Here is a 22,116-nt window from a genome sequence, read left to right as displayed (position 1 = left end):
GGGTGATGCTGAGCTGGTGAAAACCCTTGTGTCCGTTTGGGGAAATTCATTTAACATGTTAAATAAATGACCCCCAAAACTTCTTTTGTTCACCGCAACCTGCCACGCCTTTTGCTCGAAGCGCGCGAAGCCGTGATGCTGCACACCCGCCCCAGTCTGCGTGAGCATGGCTTGTCGGACCAACAGTGGCGGGTGCTGCGTGTGTTGGGCGAGCATGCGCACGAGAGCGGCGGCGTGGAAACCGGCCGTGTGGCCACCGAGGCTTTTTTGCTGGGCCCCAGCCTGACGGGTGTGCTGGCCCGCATGGAGCGCGATGGCCTGATCGAGCGCCAGCGATGCCCGCTAGACGCCCGCCGCACCGTCGTACGTGCCACCGCATTGGGCCTGGCCAAGGTGCAGGCCTTGTCACAAACCATTGAAGCGCATTACAGCTGGATGGCCGAGCATTTGGGGTCACCGCAATTGACCGCCTTGTACAACCTGCTGGACCAGTTGATTGCCTTGGAAGTGCCCGGCGACCAGCCCCAAACATCCGATACCGCGACGTCCGAGGAATAAACGATGCCCACGACCCCCACAAACCCCATGCCCTATCGGCCTTGGCAGCCCCAAGGCACGGTGTATGGCACTTTGCTCAACTTTCGCCGCGAATGGGACCTGTGTGCCCCGCGCATGACGCAAGACCCGCACAAGGCCGCGCCCCAAGCGCCCATTCTGTATGTGAAAAGTGCCAACACCTTCAGCCCTGCAGGGCAAGACCTGCTTTTGCAAGACGGCGTGACCGAAGTCGACATCGGTGCCTCGCTGGGCCTGGTGATCGGTGGCGATGGCCAAGTGGCGGGTGCCGCGCTGTTGTGTGATTGGTCGGTGCCGCACGCGAGCTACTACCGCCCGCCGGTCAAGTTCCGTTGCCGCGATGGTTTTTTGGCTTTGCCGCAGCAGGTCACCCAGGGCCAAGTGGCGGATTGGGCCGCGCTGCAGATCGTGGTGCGCCGCAACGGCGAGCGGGTGCAAACCTTGGATTTGCGCGAATTGATCCGCGACCTGCCCACGCTGCTGATCGATGTGGGCGAATTCATGACGCTGCAGCCCGGCGACGTGTTGATGGTGGGCACCGATGGCCTGGCCGATGGTGCGCGCCCACGCGCCAAAGCCGGGGATCGGGTGGAGATTTCCGCGTCGGGCTTTTCGCCAGTGTCTGTGCAAGTGGGAGGTGCCGCATGAAACACGCTCGCATCGCCTGGTCGGGCGCCATCCAGCAAGCCCTTGAGTCTGACGGCCAATTGCTCATCACCCAAGGCCCGCACAAGGGCCAGCGTGTGGGCTTTGACGACGTGGTCTGGTTGCCGCCGCTTGCACCTGTGCCCCAGCCGCGCACCGTGATCGCACTGGGCCTGAACTACGCCGACCACGCCAAAGAACTGGCCTTCAAAGCGCCAGAAGAGCCGCTGGCTTTCATGAAGGGCGAAGCCTCGCTGATCGGGCACAAGGCCTTTACGAAGCGCCCCGTTGACGTGAAGTACATGCACTACGAGTGCGAGTTGGCCGTGGTGGTGGGCCGCACCGCCCGCCGCGTGAAGAAGGCCGATGCCTACGACTTCATAGCTGGCTACACCGTGGCCAACGACTACGCCATCCGCGACTACCTGGAAAACTGGTACCGCCCCAACCTGCGCGTGAAAAACCGCGACACCTGCACGCCGATTGGTCCCTGGCTGGTCGATGCGGCCGACATTCCGAACCCGATGGCCCTCAAACTGCAGACCACCGTCAATGGCCAGGTCACACAGAGCGGCAACACCGCCGACATGATTTTTGATGTGCCCAGCCTTATCGAATACTTCAGCAGCTTCATGACGCTCCACCCCGGCGACCTGATCCTGACCGGCACGCCCGACGGCATCGTGAACGTCAACCCGGGCGATGTGGTGGTCACCGAAATCGAGCGCATCGGGGCGCTCACCAACACCCTTGTCAAAGCAACACCATGAAAATTGACCACCTCATCAACGGCACCCAAGTCGCGGGCAGTGACTACTTTGAAACCGTCAACCCCGCCACGCAAGAGGTGTTGGCCGAAGTCGCCTTGGGCGGCTTGCGGGAAGTGAATGCCGCCGTGGCTTCTGCCAAAGCCGCCTTCCCCAAGTGGGCCGCTACACCCACGACCGAGCGCGCCAAGATCATGCGCAAGCTGGGCGATCTGATCACGAAACACGTGCCCGAGATTGCAGAAACCGAAACCCGAGACTGCGGCCAGACCATCAGCCAGACCGGCAAGCAACTGGTGCCGCGCGCGGCCGACAACTTCCACTACTTTGCCGAAATGTGCACCCGCGTGGACGGCCACACCTACCCCACGCCCACGCACCTGAACTACACGCTGTTCCACCCGGTGGGCGTGTGTGCGCTGATCAGCCCTTGGAACGTGCCCTTCATGACCGCCACCTGGAAGGTCGCGCCATGTCTCGCCTTTGGCAACACCGCCGTGCTCAAGATGAGCGAACTCTCGCCCATGAGCGCCGCCCGGTTGGGTGAGCTGGCGCTGGAGGCGGGTGTGCCCCCGGGCGTGCTGAACCTGGTGCACGGTTACGGCAAGGAAGCGGGCGAGCCGCTGGTCTCGCACCGCGACGTGCGCGCCATTTCGTTCACAGGCTCCACCGTCACGGGCAACCGCATCGTGCAAAGCGCGGGCCTCAAAAAGTTCAGCATGGAGCTCGGCGGCAAGAGCCCCTTTGTGATTTTTGAAGATGCTGACCTGGACCGTGCGCTGGACGCCGCCATCTTCATGATTTTCAGCAACAACGGTGAGCGCTGCACCGCAGGCAGCCGCATCCTGGTGCAGCAAAGCATCTATGCCGACTTTGCCGCCCAATTTGCCGAGCGCGCCAAACGCATCACCGTGGGCGACCCGCTGGATGAGAGCACCATCGTCGGCCCGATGATCTCCCAAGCCCATCTGGCCAAGGTGCGCAGCTACATCGAGCTGGGCCCCAAAGAAGGCGCAACTATGCTGTGCGGCGGACTGGGCCAGCCCGGCTATGCCGCTGACTTGCCCGCACATGTGCAAAACGGCAACTTCGTTTGGCCCACCGTGTTTGCCGACGTAGACAACCGCATGCGCATTGCCCAAGAAGAAATTTTTGGCCCGGTGGCCTGCCTGATTCCCTTCAAGGACGAGCAGGATGCGATTGAAAAAGCCAACGACATCGAATATGGCCTGTCCAGCTACGTCTGGACCGAGAACCTCGGCCGCGCCCACCGCGTGGCCGCGGCGGTCGAGGCCGGTATGTGCTTTGTGAACAGCCAAAACGTGCGCGACCTGCGTCAGCCCTTTGGCGGCACCAAGGCCAGCGGCACCGGCCGCGAAGGCGGCACCTGGAGCTACGAAGTGTTCTGTGAGCCCAAGAACGTGGCGGTGTCGCTGGGTGGTCACCACATTCCGCATTGGGGTGTATGACAAACCCCCATCATCTGTCATACTTGATGTCATACATTCATTTTGAGTTTGTATGACAAGGAGTGTCCCATGTTGTCTGTCCGCCTGCCCGAAACTGTTGAACGAGAATTAGCCCAGTATTGCGCCGCACGCAAGCTGAGCAAATCGCACGTCGTGCAAGAAGCCCTTGCCGAGTATTTGGTGGCGGCCAAAACGGCCTCCGGCCAAAACGCAGTGCCTGAGCCTGATTTGTCGTTCCTCGCGCCAGACGATCCGATTCGGCAATTCATTGGCATCGTCAAGGATGGCCCCAGCACGGACGAATGGATGGCCATCACCCGCGGCGAGGACTGGAACAATCCATGATCCTGGTCGACACCAACGTCCTGCTCGACATCTACAAGGCCGACCCGATCTGGATGCCTTGGTCGTTGCAGCAACTGCGCAGCGCAACAGCCGGAGAACTGGGCACCAACATGGTGGTGTATGCCGAGCTGGCTGGGCACCCGGGAGAGCCTGCGCATCTGGATGCTTTTCTGGACACACTGGGCATCCGCCTGGCAGAGCTGTCGCAGCCTGCAGCAAGGCTGGCCGGGCAGGCTTTTCGTCACTACCGCCGACAAGGCGGCACCAAAACTGGCGTCTTGCCCGACTTCTTCATTGGCGCGCACGCGCAAGCCGAGGGCTTTCAGTTGCTTACCCGCGATGCGGGGCGCTACCGCAGCTACTTTCCGGGCATTGACCTGATCTGCCCCTGACCTTCATCAGCATCAACAGGACACCCTATGGGCCAACTCGCACTCGCCGCCAAAATCACCCACGTGCCCAGCATGTACTTGAGTGAGATTCCCGGGCCGCGCTTTGGCACGCGCCAAAGCGCCATCGATGGCCACCAGGAGATCAGCCGCCGCTGCCGCGCCGTGGGGGTGGACACGCTGGTCGTGTTTGACACGCACTGGTTGGTCAATGCCAGCTACCACATCAACTGCGCGCCGCATTACAAAGGCGTCTACACCAGCAACGAGCTGCCGCACTTCATCAGCAACCTGCCCTTTGAGTCACCCGGCAACCCTGCGTTGGGGCATTTGTTGGCGCAAGTGGCCAATGAGTTTGGCGTGGAAACCCTGGCCCACGACGCCACCACCTTGCAGCCCGAATATGGCACGCTGGTGCCGCTGCGCTACATGAACGAAGACCAGCACTTCAAGGTGGTCTCGGTCTCGGCGCTGTGCACCTCGCACTATTTGGCCGACAGCGCCCGCCTGGGGTGGGCCCTGCGCGAGGCGGTGGAGAAACACTACGACGGCAAGGTGGCTTTTTTGGCAAGCGGCTCGCTCTCGCACCGCTTTGCGCAAAACGGCCTTGCGCCAGAGTTTGCCCACAAGATCTGGAGCCCGTTTCTGGAGCAGCTCGACAAGCAAGTCTTGCAGATGTGGGCCAACCGCGAATGGCAAGCCTTTTGCGAGATGCTGCCCGAGTACGCCAGCAAAGGCCACGGCGAAGGCTTCATGCACGACACCGCCATGCTGATGGGCGCTTTGGGTTGGTCGGGTTATGACGGCGGCGTGGAGATGGTCACACCCTACTTTGGCGCCAGCGGCACGGGCCAGCTCAATGCCATTTTTGAAGTGACGCCGCAAAAGGGCGAACACATTCCCGCCGCCGTGGCCAGCAGCGCCGCAGGCTACACCGCTGTCAGCACCAGGCTTTGAGGAAATTTACACATGCCCCATCTCGTCATCCTCTACACCGGCCAACTTGACCACGAGGTCAGCATGACCGTGCTGTGCCGCCAACTGGCCGATGCCATGCTGACAGTCAAGGACGAAGAAGCCAAGCAAGTCTTTCCCTCAGGCGGCACCCGTGTGTTGGCCTACCCTGCACCGCATTACGCGGTGGCCGATGGGGGCGCAGCAGGGCGAGAGGCCGGAGGCACGGGCGACTACGCCTTTGTCTATCTGAATGTGCGCATGGGCCGTGGCCGCAGCGAGGCCACGCAGCAACGCGCCGGCCAGACCCTGTTGGATGTGGTCAAGACTTTTTTTGCCCCTGTCATGGCGCAGCGCCACATCGGCATCACGCTGCAGATCGACGAAGGCCCCGAAGTGTTTGATGCCAAGCACAGCAACCTGCATCCCTTGTTCAATAAGGTTTGAACCATGTCTGTATTCACCGAAGACCGCATCCATCAGCTTGCCCAAGAGTTGAACCAGTCCGAAAAATCACGCGTGCAGATCGAACACTTTTCTAAGCGATTCCCGGGCATGAGCATCGAAGACGGCTACCGCATCAACCGCGCCTGGATGCAGCTCAAGTTCGCCGAAGGGCGACAAATGATCGGCCACAAAATTGGGCTGACGAGTCGTGCCATGCAGGTTTCCAGCCAAATCGATGAGCCGGATTACGGCACGCTGCTCGACGACATGCGCTATGACTGCACGCCCGGGCAGGTACTGGACATTCCGTTTACCGATTTCATCGCGCCCCGTGTCGAGGTCGAGTTGGCCTTCATCCTCAAGAAAGAACTGCGCGGCCCCAACGTGACGGTGCAGCAAGTCTTGGAGGCGACTGAGTATGTGACGCCGGCGATTGAGATCATCGACTCGCGCATCGAGCAGTTTGACCGCCACACCAAAGTCATGCGCAAGGTCTACGACACCATCAGCGACAACGCCGCGAATGCGGGTATCGTGCTCGGGGCCAAGCGGGTTGATCCGCTGACCACCGATTTGCCTTGGTGCGGCGCAGTGCTGAGACAAAACGGCGTGGTCGAAGAAACCGGTCTGGCAGCGGGCGTGCAAGGGCATCCGGCCGTGGGCATTGCCTGGTTGGCCAACAAGCTGGCGCCTTGGGGCGAACACCTGGAGGCGGGCGAGATCGTGTTGGCGGGCTCGTTCACCAAACCTGCTGTGGCTAAAGTGGGCGATGTATTTGAAGCGGATTACGGGCCGTTGGGCAAACTGGAATTCAGATTCACTTAACACCAGGGCGTTTTGAATGTCCACGCTGAGCGGGTCCGGCTGGCCTGGTTGGGCGATGTGGCAGAGCGAAGCGCCTCTGAGCCCGGCCAGGCCAGCCGGATACGCTCAGCATCCCGGTCGAAGGCTTTACCTTAGGAAACTCCATGAACACCCCTGTGAACCTTTTCAAACAAGCCCTGCAAAACAAGCGCCCCCAAATTGGCCTGTGGATGGGGCTGGCCAGTGCCTACACCGCCGAAATCTGTGCCCTGGCCGGGTTTGACTGGCTGGTGATCGACGGCGAACACGCGCCCAACGACTTACGCAGCATCCAGGCGCAACTTCAGACCCTGGCCGCTTACCCCAGCAGCCACCCGGTGTGCAGGGTGCCAGTCGGAGATACGGCGCTCATCAAGCAGTACCTCGACCTCGGGGCGCAAAACATCCTGGTGCCCATGGTCGATACACCCGAGCAGGCCGCACAACTGGTTCAGGCCATGCATTACCCCCAAGACGATGGGCAGGGCGGAGTGCGAGGCATGGCGGGCGCACGGGCCTCGCGCTGGGGCCACTACCCGGATTACTTCAAGCGCGCTAACCAAGAAGTCTGCCTGCTCGTTCAGGTCGAGTCACGGCAAGCGCTGAAGAACCTGGATGCGATTGCTGCCACACCCGGTGTGGACGGCGTGTTCATCGGCCCGGCTGATCTGTCGGCCAGCATGGGCCATGTGGGCAATGCCGCGCACCCCGAAGTGCAAGCGGCCATTGAGGACGCCATCGCCCGCATCCTGAAGGCTGGCAAGGCCCCTGGCATCCTGTCGCCCGACCGCCAACTGGCAGCGCATTACCTCAAGCTCGGCGCGGTCTTCGTCGCTGTGGGGCTGGACACGCAAATCCTGATGCGTCACACCACCGATCTGGCCGCGCACTTCAAAGCCGAGGTGACTGCCATCGCCCCTCACAAAGGTGCAACCTATTAATTGGGATCTGACCCCAATTAGCCTGACCCCCATCAACGGCACAACACACAAGGAGACACCACATGTTCCCCACCCCCCAACCCTTGGTGCCTTCGCTGCAAGCGCAGGTGCACCCTGATGAATGGCAGGCCCGTTTGCAGTTGGCCGCTTGCTACCGGGTGTTCGCGCAGCTCGGTTGGACCGAGATGATTTACAACCACATCACGCTTCGCCTGCCCGACAGCGTGACGGGGGGTGACAAGCAGTTCTTGATCAACCCATTCGGTCTGCATTACAGCGAAGTGACGGCCAGCAATTTGGTCAAGATAGATGTTCAAGGGCGCGTACTCGACGGGTCCCCCTATCCGGTGAATCCGGCTGGCTTCACGGTGCATGCTGCGGTGCACGAAGGGCTTGCGGGGGCGCACTGCGTGATGCACACCCACACCACGGCGGGGGTGGCGGTAGCCTGTTTGCAAGGCGGCTTGCAGCAGACCAATTTTTACACTGCCCAGCTGCACAACATGGTGGCTTACCACGACTTTGAAGGCATCACGATCCATGCCAACGAAGCACCGCGCTTGCTGCGCAGCATTGGCGAAAAACAAGCCGTGATCTTGCGCAACCACGGACTGCTTGCATGGGGCCACACCTTGGCACAGACCTTCGCCGTGCTCTGGACATTGCAGCGCGCCTGCGAAATCCAGATGGCCACGCTGAGCATGGGCCAGCCGATTGTGGTGCCTGAAGCGATTGCTGACCAATGTACCCGTGATGCCTTGCAGTTCAACCCGAACCACGGCGCAGGTGAAGACGTTTTCCAGGCGCTGGTGCGCCAAGTTGACAGACAAGACACAGGGTGGCGCAGATGAAGGTTTGTATTTACGGCGCTGGCGCCATTGGCGGTTGGATCGGTGCGCGTTTGGCGCAGCAAGGCTGCAGTCTGAGCGCGGTGGCACGCGGCGCCACCTTGGAAGCCTTGCAACAAAACGGCCTGGTGGTGCTGCAAGGCGACCAAGAGATTCGCAGCTCTTTGGTGGCCCGAGAAAACCCCGCCGATTTGGGCGTGCAGGATCTGGTGATCGTGGCCGTGAAGGCCCCTGCCATGGCCGATGTGGCTCGCCGCATCGGTCCGTTGTTGGGCCCAGACACCGTGGTGCTGACGGCCATGAACGGCGTGCCGTGGTGGTTTTTGCAGGGCTTTGGGGGTACTTTGGCGGGTACCCATCTGGACTCGGTGGACCCGGGCGGCGTGATCGCGCAGCACATCCCGGCGGCACACATTGTGGGTGGCGTGGTGCACGCCAGCTGCTCGGTCGATGTGCCGGGTGTGGTACGCCACCACTTTGGCAATGGTTTGATTTTGGGTGAGCCCAGTGGCGTCGATACGCCGCGGGTGACAACTTTGGTAGCCCTTCTGGTGCAAGCGGGCTTCAACGCCACGGTCTCGCCTCAAATTCAGAAAGACGTTTGGTACAAGCTGTGGGGCAACATGACCATCAACCCCATCAGCGCGTTTACCGGGGCCACGACCGACGTGATACTGGACGACCCGCAGGTGCGTGGCTTTGTCTCCAGCATCATGCTCGAAGCCAAGGTCATTGGTGAGCGCATCGGCATACCGATCGCGCAAACCCCTGAAGACCGCCACGCCGTCACCCGAAAGCTGGGGGCCTTTCGCACCTCGATGTTGCAAGACGTCGATGCAGGCAAACCGGTCGAGTTGGATGCGCTGGTGGCCGCTGTGCGCGAGTTGGGCCAGTTAACGAAGGTGGCCACGCCCTTCACCGACGCATTGCTGGGCTTGAGCCGCCTCCATGCCTCTGGCCTGGGGCTCTACCCCAAGTCATGACGGCTGTGGCTTTCACGCTTTGACATTGACCCCATGAGCAAAACCACCACCACCGGTTTGACAGGCGCGGCTTTTGTCATTTTGTTATTGACCGCCTTCATGATGGGCGCCAACCATGTGGCGGCCCGAACCGCTTTCAACCATGGCTTGGACGTGGTGACAGCGGTCACGGTGCGCAGTGTCGTCACTGCTGGTGTGGTGGCATTGATCCTTTGGCACCAAAAAGTAGCCTTCAGCGTGCTGCCGCAGCAGCGCAAGTATTTGGCAGCAGTGGGGGTCCTGATCGCGTTGCAAAGCGTCTGTCTGTATTCGGCAGTGGCGCGTTTGCCGGTGGCCTTGGCTTTGTTGGCGTTCAATACCTACCCTTTGACCACAGCCTTGTGGGCTCGGATTTTGTATGGTCACCAGCCCGAGCGCGCCCTGCTGTGGGCCATGCCCGTGATGATGCTTGGATTGGCTTTGGCACTGGATGTGTTGGGCGCTGCATCTGGCTTGGGCGCGGCGCGGCATTGGGGCGAAATTGGCGCGGGGGTGGTTTTCGCTTTGATCGCCTCGGTGGCTTTTGGTCTGGCGCTGGTGTTGACGCAACACGAAACCGTGGGCGTTGACGGGCGCTTGCGCACCTTCACCTCGTTGACCACGGTGGGGGTTTTGGCCGCCTTGGTGGCCAGCACGCAAGGCGGCTTTCAGTGGCCCCAGGCGGAGCCGGGCTGGTGGGGCCTGGCCCTGCTGACCTTGTTGTACGGCACGGCATTCACCGTCATGTTCACTGTGTTGCCCAAGCTGGGCGTGGTCGGCAATTCGGCCATCATGAATGTTGAGCCCATATTCGCCTTGGTGTTGGCTTGGGCGCTGTTGGGCCAGTCGATTGCCGCCATGCAACTGGTGGGTGCAGCGGTGGTGGTGTCCACGGTGATGTGGCTGGGTTTGCGCAAGCCCAAGACTTGAATGCTGCCGTTTCCGTTTCCGCTGCCTTGGTCGGGTCTCAGCCTTTCAGGCCCTTGACCAATGGCTGCGCCAACCGTTCGCCTTCTTGCTCCCAAAATGCAGGATCGGCCTGGCGGATGCGGCCCATCGCATTGCCCATGTGGGCCGCAGCAGCTTGGCGGGCTTGCTCGGCATGGCCGGCCACGATGGCCGACAAAATGGCTTGGTGCTCGGCGCGTACCTCGGCCGCAAAGTCCAGCCTGCGTGCCTCGTTGGCCCGGGTCACTTGGGTGGCACCATGCAAAAATTGACTCAGGTACTGCAGTGTCTGGATCAAAAAGGGGTTGCGGGTGGCCTGCGCAATGGCCCGGTGAAAGTTCACATCTTCGGCCACCCCGTTGCCACCCGCCAAGACAGCATCGTTCAGGGCCTGTACCGCTTGCTCAATGTCCAGAATGTCTTTGGGATTGCGGCGTTGCGCAGCAAGGGCCGCCACTTCAGCTTCCAGTGCTCGCCGCACTTCCACCATTTGAATCACTGCTTCTTGCGAGACCGCATGCCGGGCTTCGAAGTGCAACGCGGGAATGGGCAATGCAGGTTTGACAAAAACCCCGCTGCCTTGCCGCGAATCCACCAAGCCCAGCGACTTGAGGCGAGAAACCGCCTCTCGCACGACGGTTCGGCTGACCCGAAACTGTTCGGCCAAATTGGCTTCTGTGGGCAATTTGGCGCCCGGCGCCAATCTGCCCTGTTCGATCTCGGCCATCAATTGCGCCGCTACTTGGTCCGAAAGACGTGCGCCGCTGGAGACGGGTGTGAAATGTTGGCTCATCGACTTGTCATACAAAAAACAAGCTCCAGCATACAGGGCTTCACCGGGAGGCTATGAACCTCCAGCGCAATGGGGCATTTCCACGACCCATACTTGCCCTAAATTACGTTTAGGTAAACCGATTTAACAATGGTAAATTACGGTTTGGGCGCCGCAGGGTGCTTTTTGACTGTTCTGGAGCTCGTCACATGGGTGCTTACGTCAACCCGATTTATCCGTACACATCCTCCACCGAGTGGATGACCACACCGCCGCAACGCAAGCCGCTGATCGTCATTGGCGCAGGGCCCGTGGGACTGGCTGCTGCCATCGATGCCCGTTTACAAGGCCTTGATGTTCTGGTGCTGGACGACGACAAGACCGTCTCTGTCGGCTCGCGGGCGGTTTGTTATGCCAAGCGCTCCCTCGAAATCTTGGACCGCCTGGGCATTGCCAATGAAGCTTGCGGCTTGGGCGTGAGCTGGAACATCGGCCGCACTTTTTTGGAAGAGGATGAGGTGTACCAGTTCAACCTGGTGCCCGATGCGGGCCACAAGCGCCCCGGCATGATCAATCTGCAGCAGTACCACGTCGAGGAAATGCTGATTGCACGGGCCCTCGAATTGGGCGCCGACATCCGCTGGCAGCACAAAGTGACCGCTGTGATGCGTCACGATGACCACGCCATACTCACCGTGGAAACGCCCGAAGGCGCCTTTGACATCGAGGCCGACTGGCTGGTGGTGGCTGACGGCGCACGCAGCCCCATTCGCCGCTATCTGGGCCTGGACATCGAAGGCCGTGTGTTCCAGGACCGCTTCTTGATTGCCGATGTGATCATGAAGGCCGACTACCCCGCCGAGCGCTGGTTCTGGTTTGACCCGCCCTTTCACCCCAACCAAAGCGTGCTGCTGCACAAGCAAAGCAACAACGTCTGGCGCATCGACTTTCAGCTGGGCTGGGACGCTGATCCCGAAGAAGAAAAGAAGCCCGAAAAAGTCATCCCGCGCCTGAAGGCCATGTTGGGCGACGAGCGGCCATTTGAGCTGGAATGGGTCAGCATCTACACCTTCCAGTGCCGCCGCATGACCGACTTTCGCCATGGCCGCGTGCTGTTCGCAGGCGACGCGGCGCACCAGGTCTCGCCCTTTGGCGCGCGCGGGGCCAACTCGGGCTTTCAGGACGCGGACGATCTGATGTGGAAACTCGGCTTGGTGATCAAGGGCCAAGCCAGCGAGAAGTTGCTCGACACTTACGCGGTGGACCGCCAATTTGCCGCCGACGAGAACATCATGAACTCGACGCGCTCGACCGACTTCATCACGCCCAAGAGCCGCACGAGCAAAACATTCCGCAACCAAGTGTTGGCGCTGGCCAAGCACCACCCCTTTGCGCGCAAGCTGGTCAACTCAGGCCGCCTGTCGGTGCCCTCTTTCCTGACCGGCTCGGTGCTCAACACGCCCGATACCGATGCGTTTGAGGGCAATATGGTGCCCGGCGCACCGATGGACGACGCGCCTGTGCAAGTGGATGGCCAAGACGCTTGGTTGCTCGACCAGGTGGGGCGCGGCTTTGCGGTCTTGCACTTTGTCGATGCTGCGCCCGATGCCCAGACGCTGGGCGCACTGCAAGGCCTGAAGCACAACGCGGTGCCGGTGGACAGCCTGATCGTGTCCCGCCAGGCCTTGCAAGTGCCCGGCTTGAAGGTACTGGTGGATGCGCAAGACTGGATGGCCAAGCGCTACGACACCAAGCCCGGCACGACCTATTTGCTGCGCCCCGATCAGCATGTGCTGGCCCGTTGGCGCAGCCTAGACAGCACCCGGTTGCAAGCGGCCATGTCCCGTGCTTTGGGGCAAGCGGGTGCACAGGCTTGAGCGCAATTGCTGAGAAAAGAAACGATATGCCTACCGATACAGCCACCGCCCTGAACACCGCGCCCAATTTCCATGAAGCTGGGCGCCGTTTTTTCCGTGACTTCTCGCCCGGCGATGAGTTTTATGAGCACCTGATCGATGCCCACAACGGCCTGAGCGACGAACAAAGCGAGGCGTTCAACGCCCGTTTGATCCTGCTGCTGGCCAACCACATTGGTGACTTGCGCGTGTTGCGCGAGGCCTTGCAAGCTGCCCGCCAAACCGACTGAGCCTTTTGGAGAACCTGATGAAAATCGACCGCATTCACCACGCCGCTTACCGCTGCAAAGACGCCAAAGCCACTGTCGATTGGTATGTGAAAAACCTGAACATGGACTTTGTCTTGGCCATCGCCGAAGACTTGGTGCCCTCCACCAAGGCCCCCGATCCCTACATGCATGTATTTTTAGATGCAGGCGGCGGCAACGTGCTGGCGTTTTTTGAGCTGCCCAATTCGCCCGAGATGGGCCGCGACACCAACACCCCTGAATGGGTGCAGCACATCGCCTTCAAGGTCGACAGCCTGCAAGCTCTGGAAGACGCCAAGGCCCGCCTGCAGGCCAATGGTGTCGACGTGCTTGGCCCCACCAACCACACCATCTTCAAAAGCATCTACTTTTTTGACCCCAACGGCCACCGCTTGGAATTGGCCGCCGACGTGGGCACGCCCGAGATGTACGCCAAGCTCGACGCATGCAAGTGGGACATGCTGAACGAATGGGCCCAAACCAAACGCGCGCCCAAGCATGCGGCCTGGATGCACGCGCCTGAGGTGCAAAGCTGAAGCCCTGCGCGTTCAGTGTTCTCCTGCCGCGGCGCTCCACAGGGCCAAGGGCGCTTGTCCGGTCATGTTTTTTTCGCGGTAAAGGCGAATGTCAAGCGGCACGTTCCATTCGCCTTGGCTGGCGCTGACCAGCCTGTTCGCGCCCAGGTCTTCCTCGACCAGGGTCCGGGGAAGCCACGCCAGGCCTCGGCCATCGAGCGCCATGGTGCGCAGAACCGAAGCCAAATGGGCCTTGAAAACCACTTGGGTCGGCACCGCTTTGAGTCGCTTGCCCAAGACAGCATCAAAAATTCGGCCCAGTCCCGATGCATCGGTGTAGCCCAGTACCGATGTGGGTGTTTTTTTCTCAGCCCCCAGAACGTGCAGAGGCCGCCCCCGGTCGTTGGGCCGGGATACGACGATCAATTCATCCGATCCAATCTTCAAGGCACTGTAATGCTCGGCATCCAGTGGGCTGGGGGCGAGAGGATGCGCATGGGTCAGCACAAAGTGCACTTTGCCTTGTTGCATCAGGACTTCGCAGCGCGACAACACATCTGACAACAACTCCACCCGCTCCATGGCAAACGATGATTCGATTTGGCGCAACCAGCGGGGCAAAAAAACAAAGGAAAGTCCGTGGGTACTCGCCATCCGGAGTGTGACAGCCTGTGTTTCTGCCACCTGCTTGGCCTCGTCCGGTAGTCGGGCAATTTGGTCCACCAAGTTTTCTGCCACACCCTTGAACCATTCGCCAGCGGCTGTCAAACGGGCGGGTTGGGAGCTTCGGTCTACCAAGTCGGTGCCGACCCATTCTTCAAGCGAACGAATCCTTCGGCTGAAGGCCGGTTGAGAGCTGCACCGGTCCTCCGCAGCACGCGAAAAATGGCCGGTTTGAGCCAGGGCCAAAAAATCTTCCAGCCAAATGAAGTTCATGTGTGGTTCGTCCAGTGCATGGCGCTAGCCAAAACGAGCATTGGCTTTCCTGACTCCCTCGCGGCAACATCACCCCCATCTCCAACCCCCACACGAGTGATGGCATGAAAATTGTTGAAATCCGCGAAAAAACCCTTCCCATCAGTTCCTCGATCAGGAACGCTTACATCGACTTTAGCAAAATGAACCTCAGCCTGGTGGCGGTGGTGACCGACGTGATCCGTGATGGTAAGCCGGTGATTGGCTACGGCTTCAACTCCAATGGTCGCTATGGCCAAGGCACGCTGATGCGTGAGCGCTTCATTCCGCGCATCCTGGAAGCCGCCCCCGCCTCTTTGGTGGACGAAACAGGCCACAACCTGTGCCCTCACAAAATCTGGCAAACCATGTTCACCAATGAAAAGCCTGGGGGCCATGGTGAGCGTTCGGTGGCGATTGGCACCATCGACATGGCCATCTGGGATGCGGTGGCCAAGATCGAAGGCAAGCCACTGTTCCAGCTGCTGGCTGACCGATACGGCGATGGCCAGCCCAAGCGCAAGATTTTTGTGTATGCCGCAGGCGGTTACTACCATCCTGGCCAAGACCATCGCAAGCTGCAAGATGAAATGCGCAGCTACCTGGACCGTGGCTACACCGTGGTGAAAAAGAAAATCGGTGGTGCCTCGCTGGACGAAGACCTGCGCCGCATCGACGCCGTCATGGATGTGCTGCAGGATGGCCAAAAATTGTGCGTCGATGCCAATGGCCGCTTTGATCTGGACACCGCGATCCAGTACGCCAAAGCCCTGTCGCAGTACGACCTGTTCTGGTACGAAGAGGCGGGGGATCCGCTGGACTTCGAGTTGCAAGCCACCCTGCGCAATTACTACAAGAATCCCATGGCCACTGGCGAGAACTTGTTCTCTATGCAGGATGCCCGCAACCTGATCCGTTATGGCGGCATGCGGCCAGACCGCGACTATCTGCAATTTGACTGCGCCTTGAGTTATGGCTTGGTCGAATACCTGCGCACGCTGGACATGCTCAAGGAACATGGCTGGTCGGCCAGCCGCTGCGTGCCGCATGGCGGCCACCAGATGTCCTTGAACATTGCGGCTGGCTTGGGGCTGGGGGGCAACGAGTCTTACCCTGATCTGTTCCAGCCTTTTGGCGGTTTCCCTGACGGCGTCAAGGTGGAGAACAGCTTTGTCACCTTGCCCGATTTGCCGGGCATTGGCTTTGAAGGCAAAGCGGACCTGTACCGCGAAATGCAGGCCTTGGCGTGTTGAACTGAGGGGCCAACTGTCTGGGGCTTGGCCTTAGCGTTGGCGAAGCCCCCACTGAGCGGCCACGGCAACCAGCGAGAAGCTCAGCATCATCCAGCCCAAATTGACGGCACCCTCGTGGGGCACCAGCCCCACCAGATAACCACCTGTGGCCCCGGTCAGTTGCTGCATGAGGCCAGCCACTGCAGCCGCCGAGCCGGCCAGTGCAGGCATGACGCCCACCGTGCCCGCGAGTGCTGGTGGGTTGATCAGACCATGACCCAAGCCCAGCAAAATCAAAGGCAAAGCCACGGCGAGCGCTGTTTGCACGCCACCCAGGCCCAGCGCCAATAGGATGAGTAAACCCGCCACCGTGAGGGCTTGGCCCCAAGCCATCACACGCGATTCGCCCGCCTGCGCGATGAGCCGCGAGGTCATGAAGTTGCCCAGGATGTAGGACACGGGCACGGCCATGATGAACCAGCCAATGCCGTCTGGACCGATGCCGTAACCCTTGAGCACGATGGGTGCTCCCGCCAGAAAGGCGTAAAACGTGGCGGTGGTGGCAGCGAGGATGGCCACGTACAGCAAAAAGCGCGGCTCGCGCATCAGGCGGGCATAGGCACTGAGCATGGCGCGCAGCCAATGGCCCGGGGCGGCTGCTGGTTTGGGCACGCGCGGCAAGCCCAGCCAAGCTGCAGCCAAAAGCAACATCGCCAACACGGCCAGCAACACAAAGTTGAGCTGCCAACCCCAGCGGACATGCACTTGTCCACCGATCAGCGTCGCCAGCGGCGGGCACATGCCCAGCGCCATGCCGATATAGGCCATGACCCGCGTGCGCTGAGGCCCGGTGAACAGGTCTTGCACCATGGAGCGGCCGACCACCATGCTCGCGGCACTGCCTGCACCTTGCAGTACTCGGGCAGCGGTGAGTGTGGCGATGTCTGTGGCCAGCGCAGCCATGACCGATGCCAGCCCTGCCACCACCAGACCGATCATCAGGATCGGCTTGCGCCCGTGACGGTCCGACAAGGGCCCGTACACCAACTGCAAGGCACCATAGGCGACCACATAGCCGCTGAAGGTCAGCTGTACATCGGCTTGACGGGTGTGAAAGATGGCGCCCCATTCCTGCATGGAGGGCAGGCACAAGGTCATGGCCAAAAGACCAAAAGAAATTTGAGCCAACACGTTGGCGATCAGCCAAGGGCTGTGGGCGCCCGGGCCTGGGTTGCCTGGCGCTGCTGACATTTCAGCTGCGCTGCAATTTGTAAACCGCCGTGCCCGCCATCAGGTTGGGAAATGTGCGCACCTCTTGGCCGCGCTGCAGACCAAAGGCGTCCAACACCTGCAGGTGGTTTTTATGGGCCAAGTCGCCAAAGTCGGCGAATGTGCCCACTCGGATGTTGGGTGTGTCGTACCACTGGTACGGTAGGCGCTTGGTCACCGGCATGCGGCCTTGCAGCACGCTCAAGCGGTTGAACCAATGCGCAAAGTTGGGAAAGGCCACAATGCCCACGCGGCCCACGCGCACCGTCTCTTGCAACATGGTCTCTGCGTTGCGCAAGTGTTGCAGCGTGTCGATTTGCAGCACCACATCAAACGATTGGTCTGCAAACAGGCTCAGGCCTTCGTCCAGGTTCAGTTGCAGCACATTCACGCCGCGCTGCACACAGGCGTGCACATTGGTGTCGTCCAGTTCTACGCCGTAGCCGGTGCAGCCATTGTGTTGTTGTAGATGCGCCAGCAGGGCGCCATCGCCGCAGCCCAAATCGAGCACACGCGCGCCTTGTGGCACCAGCCGTGCAATGGCTTGAATCATCAAAGCATCGCTCATGCGGCACCACCTTCGTGCAAAGACTTGGCCATGTTGGCAAAGTAAGAGCGCACCACGTTCATGTAACGCGCATCGTCCAGCAAAAAGGCATCGTGTCCGTGCGGCGCGTCGATTTCGGCGTAGCTCACGTCGCGGTGGTTGTCGAGCAGGGCCTTGACCATTTCGCGGCTGCGGGCGGGCGAAAAGCGCCAGTCGGTGCTGAAGCTGACCAGCAAGAACTTGCAGCTGGCGCGGGCAAAAGCCTGCGACAAATCGCCGCCAAAAGCGCGCGCCGGGTCAAAGTAATCGAGCGCCCGGGTGATCAGCAAATAGGTGTTGGCGTCAAAGTATTCGCTGAACTTGTCGCCTTGATAGCGCAGGTAGCTTTCGATTTGGAACTCCACGTCTTGCGTCGAGTATTTGTAGCCGGTGGCGTTGTGCGTCACCGCTTCGCGCAGCTCGCGGCCAAATTTCTCGTTCATCACGTCGTCGCTCAAGTACGTGATGTGGCCGATCATGCGGGCGATGCGCAGGCCGCGCTTGGGCACGACACCCTGCGCGTAAAAGTGACCGTCGTTGAAATCCGGGTCGGTCACGATGGCGCGGCGCGCCACTTCGTTGAAGGCGATGTTCTCGGCGTTCAGGTTGGGGGCGCTGGCCACCACCACCGCGTGCTTCACGCGCTGCGGGTATTGCAGTGTCCAGCTCAGCGCCTGCATGCCACCTAGGCTGCCACCCATCACGGCGGCCAACTGTTCAATGCCCAAAACGTCCAGCAAGCGGGCTTGGGCGTTGACCCAGTCTTCCACCGTCACCACCGGAAAGTCTGCGCCGTAAACGCGACCGGTGTCGGGGTTCACATGCATCGGGCCGGTCGAGCCAAAGCAGGAGCCCAGGTTGTTCACGCCAATCACAAAGAACTGGTCGGTGTCGAGCGACTTGCCGGGACCAATCATGTTGTCCCACCAGCCCAGGTTTTTGGGTTGATCGGTGTACACGCCCGCCACATGGTGCGAGGCATTGAGCGCGTGGCAAATCAGCACCGCGTTGGATTTGTCAGCGTTGAGCGTGCCATAGGTCTCGTAGCTCAATGAATAGCCACGGATGGCAGCGCCGCTTTGCAAGGGCAAAGGGGCTTCAAACAGCATGCTTTGGGATTGGGCAATCAGCATCGAATGTGTTCAGGTGTTCAAAAAAACAAAACCCGGCTTCGCAGTCAGCTGGGCCGGGTGTCTGTCAGATGAAACACACGCCATTTAGCTGAATTTCGAAACCATCACGGTTCCGGCGCCCGCAATCGGGTTCAAATCGGCGCATGTCGCAAGTATAAGACGAAGCGATTTCACCCCGGCCAGGAGCCCCCATGTCAGACCTTGATGGCTCGGACGCTTACAGTCCCGTTGAAATTGCCCGCCGTGTCGAGGCTGTGGGCGAGGCCAAGGCCCGCATGGCGGCGCTGCCGCTGGCGTTGCTGGGCGTGCTGGCCGGGGCCTTCATTGGCTTGGGGGCCATGCTGTTTGTGCTGGTCAAGTCCGATCCCACTTTGGGTTTTGCAGTCAGCGCATTGCTGGGTGGACTGGTGTTTTCTTTGGGCTTGTTCATGGTGGTGGTGGCCGGGGCCGAGCTGTTCACCGGCAACAACCTGATCGCCATGGCCTGGGCCGACGGCCGGGTCAGCACGGCGCAGTTGCTGCGCAACTGGGTCATTGTGTGTTTGGCCAACTTCGTGGGGGCCGCAGGACTGGCCTTGCTGGTGTGGGCCAGTGGCCATGCCAGCTTGAACGGTGGCGCGATTGGCCAGAAGGTGTTGCAGATCGCTTTGGCCAAGCAAGAGTTGCCGTTTTTCACTGCCTTGTTGCGCGGGGTGCTGTGCAATGTGCTGGTGTGCATGGCCGTGTGGATGGCCATGGGCGGGCGCAGCTTGGTAGACAAAGCCGTGGCGGTGGTGTTCCCGGTCATGGCGTTTGTGGCGGCAGGGTTCGAGCACAGCATTGCCAACATGTACCTGATGCCATTGGCCATGCTGCTGCAGCACGGTGGCCTGACGGGTGGGGCCCCCGTCACTTGGGGCGGCATGCTGGGTAATTTGATGCCCGTGATTTTGGGCAATGTGCTGGGTGGTGCGGTGTTGGTGGCAGGGGTGTACCACGTCATTTACAAACGCCACCGTTGTTTAAGCGCCCCAGCCCGATAGCGCGATGACGCCCAGCACAGCAAAGATGCCGGCTGAAATGATGTGCACCATTCGCAGTGGCACGCGCTTGGTGATGGCATCGCCGAACCAGACCACGGGTGCGTTGGCCAGCATCATGCCCAGCGTGGTGCCCGCCACCACAGCCAACCAAGCGTTGTATTGGGCTGCCAGCATCACGGTGGCAATTTGGGTTTTGTCGCCCATTTCGGCCAAAAAGAAAACAACCACGGTGGTCAAAAACACGCCCATGCGGGGGGCGTTGTCGCCCTCGTCGTCGTCCAGCTTGTCGGGAATCAGCATCCACGCTGCCATGGCGATGAAAGATGCACCCAGCACCCAACGCAACACATCAGGGCCCATCACGGTGGTGACCCAGCTGCCCACGGCGCCTGCCAAACCATGGTTGGCCAAGGTGGCTACCAGTATGCCCAATACGATGGGCCAGGGTTTGCGAAAACGGGCAGCGAGCACGAGTGACAAAAGCTGGGTTTTGTCGCCCATTTCGGCCAAGGCCACGATGCCGGTAGAGACGAGGAAGGCTTCCATGGAAAAGCGGGCCTTTGCCCGTTGTGTCTTTGCAGGAAGTCGATCTTAAGTGACCCACGCTGGGGCTTTTATAAAGTTTGGTTCGTTTTGGGTGCGCTTCTTGCTTGGATTTGGTGCGCCGAGGTTTTGAAATCCTCGAATGCACCAAAAAAAGGCAAAAATTCTCAAAGGACGACCGTGGAAGCACTGAAACAGGGCGCGGATGCGCTATTTATTTTGTTGGGCGGCATCATGGTGTTGGCCATGCACGCCGGATTTGCCTTTTTGGAGCTGGGCACAGTCCGCAAAAAGAACCAAGTCAACGCCTTGGTCAAGATCTTGGTCGACTTTTCGGTCTCCACGGTGGTGTATTTTGTGGTCGGTTACAGCGTGGCCTATGGCACCACCTTCTTTGTGGGGGCTGAGCAGTTGGCCGCCAAGAACGGCTATGACCTCGTCAAGTTTTTCTTTTTGCTGACCTTCGCGGCGGCCATTCCCGCCATCATTTCGGGTGGCATTGCTGAGCGGGCCAAGTTTTGGCCGCAGTTGATCGCCACGGCGGTGATCGTAGGCTTTGTGTACCCCTTCTTTGAGGGCATTGCCTGGAACCAGCACTTTGGCGTGCAGGCCTGGATCAAGGCCGTCACGGGCGACGAGTTCCATGACTTTGCCGGCTCGGTGGTGGTGCACGCCATGGGTGGTTGGATCGCTTTGCCGGCTGTGGTGTTGTTGGGCGCCCGTTACAACCGCTACCGCAAAGACGGTGTGGTGTCGGCGCACCCACCATCGAGCATCCCATTTCTGGCCTTGGGCTCATGGATTTTGATCGTGGGCTGGTTTGGCTTCAATGTGATGAGTGCCCAGACGCTGGACAAAATGTCAGGCTTGGTGGCGGTCAATTCCTTGATGGCCATGGTGGGCGGGACTTTGGCGGCTTTGGTCTTGGGTAAGAATGACCCGGGATTTGTGCACAACGGGCCGTTGGCCGGCTTGGTGGCGGTGTGTGCTGGCTCTGACTTGATGCACCCATTTGGTGCGTTGACGGTCGGGGCTGTGGCCGGAGGCCTGTTTGTGGTCATGTTCACCTTGACCCAAAACAAATGGAAGATTGACGACGTGCTGGGTGTTTGGCCCCTGCACGGCATTTGCGGCGCCTGGGGCGGTATTGCGGCGGGTATTTTTGGTGCGACCAGCTTGGGTGGTTTGGGCGGGGTCAATGTGACGGCCCAACTGATCGGCACCTTCTTGGGTGTGGCATGGGCCTTGTTGGGCGGCTTGTTGATTTATGGTGTTCTGAAAATCACCATGGGCCTGAAACTCAGCCAAGAGGAGGAATACGACGGTGCTGATTTGAGTATTCACAAAATCAGCGCCAGCCCTGACCGCGAGGTGAGTTGGTAAAACAACAGAAAACCAGTGAAAGCCCCGTTTTTAATAGGTATTGGGGGGTTTCCCCCTTGCCTTTTGGTTTGTTTTCACTCTCATAATTCGATGACTTTGGGGCGTGTTGCCGCAAGGTCTTGTTTGCGGTGACCCCATCAGTTTCGCTTTCCTTACGATGTTTTCAGGTATGTCGAATGCGTTGTCGAAGCTCCATCGCTTTTATCTTTGTGTTTTGAGGAGTCCCTTTCATGGGCAACAAACTTTACGTCGGCAACCTGCCTTATTCGGTTCGTGACAGCGATCTGGAACAAGCCTTCGGTGAATTCGGTGCGGTGACCAGCGCCAAAGTCATGATGGAACGTGACACCGGCCGCTCCAAAGGCTTCGG

Annotated in this window: 25 protein-coding genes and 1 pseudogene; 20 read left to right on the top strand and 6 right to left on the bottom strand. The window is 60.2% G+C overall.

Features of this window, described 5'->3' with window-relative positions; genetic code table 11:
• Positions 1-66 precede the first annotated feature (66 nt).
• From hpaR to Q1M54_RS14080, 13 genes are all read left to right on the top strand, one after another.
• Positions 67-558 carry a homoprotocatechuate degradation operon regulator HpaR gene (gene hpaR, locus Q1M54_RS14140; RefSeq protein ID WP_300558463.1) on the top strand — a complete coding sequence of 164 codons (492 nt, stop codon included), beginning with the start codon at positions 67-69 and terminating at the stop codon, positions 556-558.
• Positions 559-561: 3 nt separating this feature from the next.
• A complete protein-coding gene (locus Q1M54_RS14135; protein WP_300558460.1) occupies positions 562-1,224 on the top strand; it encodes a fumarylacetoacetate hydrolase family protein in 663 nt (220 codons plus the stop codon).
• Complete coding sequence (locus Q1M54_RS14130; RefSeq protein WP_300558457.1) at positions 1,221-1,991, top strand: fumarylacetoacetate hydrolase family protein; 771 nt, start codon at positions 1,221-1,223, stop codon at positions 1,989-1,991. The genes Q1M54_RS14135 and Q1M54_RS14130 overlap by 4 nt, the downstream gene beginning before the upstream one ends.
• Entirely contained in the window at positions 1,988-3,457 is a 1,470-nt protein-coding gene (gene hpaE, locus Q1M54_RS14125; protein WP_300558454.1) for a 5-carboxymethyl-2-hydroxymuconate semialdehyde dehydrogenase, read from the top strand. The genes Q1M54_RS14130 and hpaE overlap by 4 nt, the downstream gene beginning before the upstream one ends.
• 69 nt (positions 3,458-3,526) lie before the next feature.
• Positions 3,527-3,802, top strand: a complete 276-nt coding sequence (locus tag Q1M54_RS14120; RefSeq protein ID WP_300558451.1) for a hypothetical protein — start codon at positions 3,527-3,529, stop codon at positions 3,800-3,802.
• Positions 3,799-4,194 (top strand): type II toxin-antitoxin system VapC family toxin, encoded by a 396-nt coding sequence (locus Q1M54_RS14115; protein ID WP_300558448.1) that lies wholly within the window; start codon positions 3,799-3,801, stop codon positions 4,192-4,194. Before Q1M54_RS14120 ends, Q1M54_RS14115 begins: the two co-directional genes overlap by 4 nt.
• A 27-nt stretch (positions 4,195-4,221) precedes the next feature.
• A complete protein-coding gene (gene hpaD / locus Q1M54_RS14110) occupies positions 4,222-5,148 on the top strand; it encodes a 3,4-dihydroxyphenylacetate 2,3-dioxygenase (protein ID WP_300558445.1) in 927 nt (308 codons plus the stop codon).
• 12 nt (positions 5,149-5,160) lie between these two features.
• Positions 5,161-5,592, top strand: coding sequence for a 5-carboxymethyl-2-hydroxymuconate isomerase (locus tag Q1M54_RS14105; RefSeq protein ID WP_300558442.1), 432 nt, complete (start codon positions 5,161-5,163; stop codon positions 5,590-5,592).
• 3 nt (positions 5,593-5,595) lie between these two features.
• A complete protein-coding gene (gene hpaH / locus Q1M54_RS14100) occupies positions 5,596-6,417 on the top strand; it encodes a 2-oxo-hept-4-ene-1,7-dioate hydratase (RefSeq protein WP_300558439.1) in 822 nt (273 codons plus the stop codon).
• Between the two features lie 143 nt (positions 6,418-6,560).
• A complete protein-coding gene (locus tag Q1M54_RS14095; RefSeq protein WP_300558436.1) occupies positions 6,561-7,376 on the top strand; it encodes an HpcH/HpaI aldolase/citrate lyase family protein in 816 nt (271 codons plus the stop codon).
• A 62-nt stretch (positions 7,377-7,438) separates the two neighbouring features.
• Positions 7,439-8,227: a class II aldolase/adducin family protein gene (locus Q1M54_RS14090; protein ID WP_300558433.1), complete on the top strand. Its 789-nt coding sequence runs from the start codon at positions 7,439-7,441 to the stop codon at positions 8,225-8,227.
• A complete protein-coding gene (locus Q1M54_RS14085) occupies positions 8,224-9,207 on the top strand; it encodes a 2-dehydropantoate 2-reductase (protein ID WP_300558430.1) in 984 nt (327 codons plus the stop codon). Before Q1M54_RS14090 ends, Q1M54_RS14085 begins: the two co-directional genes overlap by 4 nt.
• A 33-nt stretch (positions 9,208-9,240) precedes the next feature.
• Entirely contained in the window at positions 9,241-10,155 is a 915-nt protein-coding gene (locus tag Q1M54_RS14080; protein ID WP_300558427.1) for a DMT family transporter, read from the top strand.
• Between the two features lie 37 nt (positions 10,156-10,192).
• On the opposite strand, the gene Q1M54_RS14075 is transcribed toward Q1M54_RS14080, so the two are convergent.
• Positions 10,193-10,966 carry a FadR/GntR family transcriptional regulator gene (locus tag Q1M54_RS14075; RefSeq protein WP_300558424.1) on the bottom strand — a complete coding sequence of 258 codons (774 nt, stop codon included), beginning with the start codon at positions 10,964-10,966 and terminating at the stop codon, positions 10,193-10,195.
• 188 nt (positions 10,967-11,154) lie between these two features.
• Here Q1M54_RS14075 and Q1M54_RS14070 point away from each other — a divergent pair, with 188 nt between their 5' ends.
• From Q1M54_RS14070 to Q1M54_RS14060, 3 genes are read left to right on the top strand one after another with little or no spacing between them, the layout of a single operon-like run.
• Complete coding sequence (locus Q1M54_RS14070) at positions 11,155-12,822, top strand: FAD-dependent oxidoreductase (RefSeq protein ID WP_300558421.1); 1,668 nt, start codon at positions 11,155-11,157, stop codon at positions 12,820-12,822.
• A gap of 26 nt (positions 12,823-12,848) precedes the next feature.
• On the top strand, positions 12,849-13,091 hold the full coding sequence (locus Q1M54_RS14065) for a DUF2783 domain-containing protein (RefSeq protein ID WP_300558418.1): 243 nt from the start codon (positions 12,849-12,851) through the stop codon (positions 13,089-13,091).
• A gap of 17 nt (positions 13,092-13,108) precedes the next feature.
• Positions 13,109-13,645 (top strand): VOC family protein, encoded by a 537-nt coding sequence (locus Q1M54_RS14060; protein WP_300558415.1) that lies wholly within the window; start codon positions 13,109-13,111, stop codon positions 13,643-13,645.
• A gap of 12 nt (positions 13,646-13,657) precedes the next feature.
• Here the strand turns inward: Q1M54_RS14060 and Q1M54_RS14055 are convergent, their stop codons facing one another.
• The gene (locus tag Q1M54_RS14055; RefSeq protein ID WP_300558412.1) at positions 13,658-14,560 is read right to left on the bottom strand and encodes a LysR family transcriptional regulator; all 903 of its coding nucleotides are present in this window, start codon (positions 14,558-14,560) and stop codon (positions 13,658-13,660) included.
• 104 nt (positions 14,561-14,664) lie between these two features.
• Here Q1M54_RS14055 and Q1M54_RS14050 point away from each other — a divergent pair, with 104 nt between their 5' ends.
• On the top strand, positions 14,665-15,831 hold the full coding sequence (locus Q1M54_RS14050) for a mandelate racemase/muconate lactonizing enzyme family protein (protein WP_300558409.1): 1,167 nt from the start codon (positions 14,665-14,667) through the stop codon (positions 15,829-15,831).
• 30 nt (positions 15,832-15,861) lie between these two features.
• Here Q1M54_RS14050 and Q1M54_RS14045 read toward each other — a convergent pair whose 3' ends face one another.
• The 3 genes from Q1M54_RS14045 to Q1M54_RS14035 are packed head-to-tail and all read right to left on the bottom strand — an operon-like array spanning position 15,862 to position 18,798.
• On the bottom strand, positions 15,862-17,061 hold the full coding sequence (locus Q1M54_RS14045) for a Bcr/CflA family efflux MFS transporter (protein ID WP_300558406.1): 1,200 nt from the start codon (positions 17,059-17,061) through the stop codon (positions 15,862-15,864).
• A gap of 1 nt (position 17,062) precedes the next feature.
• Positions 17,063-17,647 (bottom strand): methionine biosynthesis protein MetW, encoded by a 585-nt coding sequence (metW, locus tag Q1M54_RS14040; protein WP_300558403.1) that lies wholly within the window; start codon positions 17,645-17,647, stop codon positions 17,063-17,065.
• Positions 17,644-18,798, bottom strand: coding sequence for a homoserine O-acetyltransferase (locus tag Q1M54_RS14035; RefSeq protein ID WP_300558400.1), 1,155 nt, complete (start codon positions 18,796-18,798; stop codon positions 17,644-17,646). Before Q1M54_RS14035 ends, metW begins: the two co-directional genes overlap by 4 nt.
• 191 nt (positions 18,799-18,989) lie before the next feature.
• On the opposite strand from Q1M54_RS14035, the gene Q1M54_RS14030 reads away from it, so the two are divergent.
• Positions 18,990-19,820, top strand: a complete 831-nt coding sequence (locus Q1M54_RS14030; protein WP_300558397.1) for a formate/nitrite transporter family protein — start codon at positions 18,990-18,992, stop codon at positions 19,818-19,820.
• Here the strand turns inward: Q1M54_RS14030 and Q1M54_RS14025 are convergent.
• Positions 19,800-20,366: a TMEM165/GDT1 family protein gene (locus Q1M54_RS14025; RefSeq protein ID WP_300558394.1), complete on the bottom strand. Its 567-nt coding sequence runs from the start codon at positions 20,364-20,366 to the stop codon at positions 19,800-19,802. The two genes, Q1M54_RS14030 and Q1M54_RS14025, sit on opposite strands and share 21 nt — an antisense overlap.
• Before the next feature lie 177 nt (positions 20,367-20,543).
• On the opposite strand from Q1M54_RS14025, the gene Q1M54_RS14020 reads away from it, so the two are divergent.
• Positions 20,544-21,746, top strand: coding sequence for an ammonium transporter (locus tag Q1M54_RS14020; protein ID WP_300558393.1), 1,203 nt, complete (start codon positions 20,544-20,546; stop codon positions 21,744-21,746).
• A 230-nt stretch (positions 21,747-21,976) separates the two neighbouring features.
• Positions 21,977-22,116: pseudogene (locus Q1M54_RS14015) on the top strand (RNA-binding protein); the annotation flags it as partial.

Origin of the sequence: Limnohabitans sp. Rim8 (assembly GCF_943326455.1) — a bacterium.
In the GTDB taxonomy this organism is placed as follows: Bacteria; Pseudomonadota; Gammaproteobacteria; order Burkholderiales; family Burkholderiaceae_C; genus Limnohabitans_A.
This window is presented reverse-complemented; position numbering and strand designations above follow the sequence as displayed.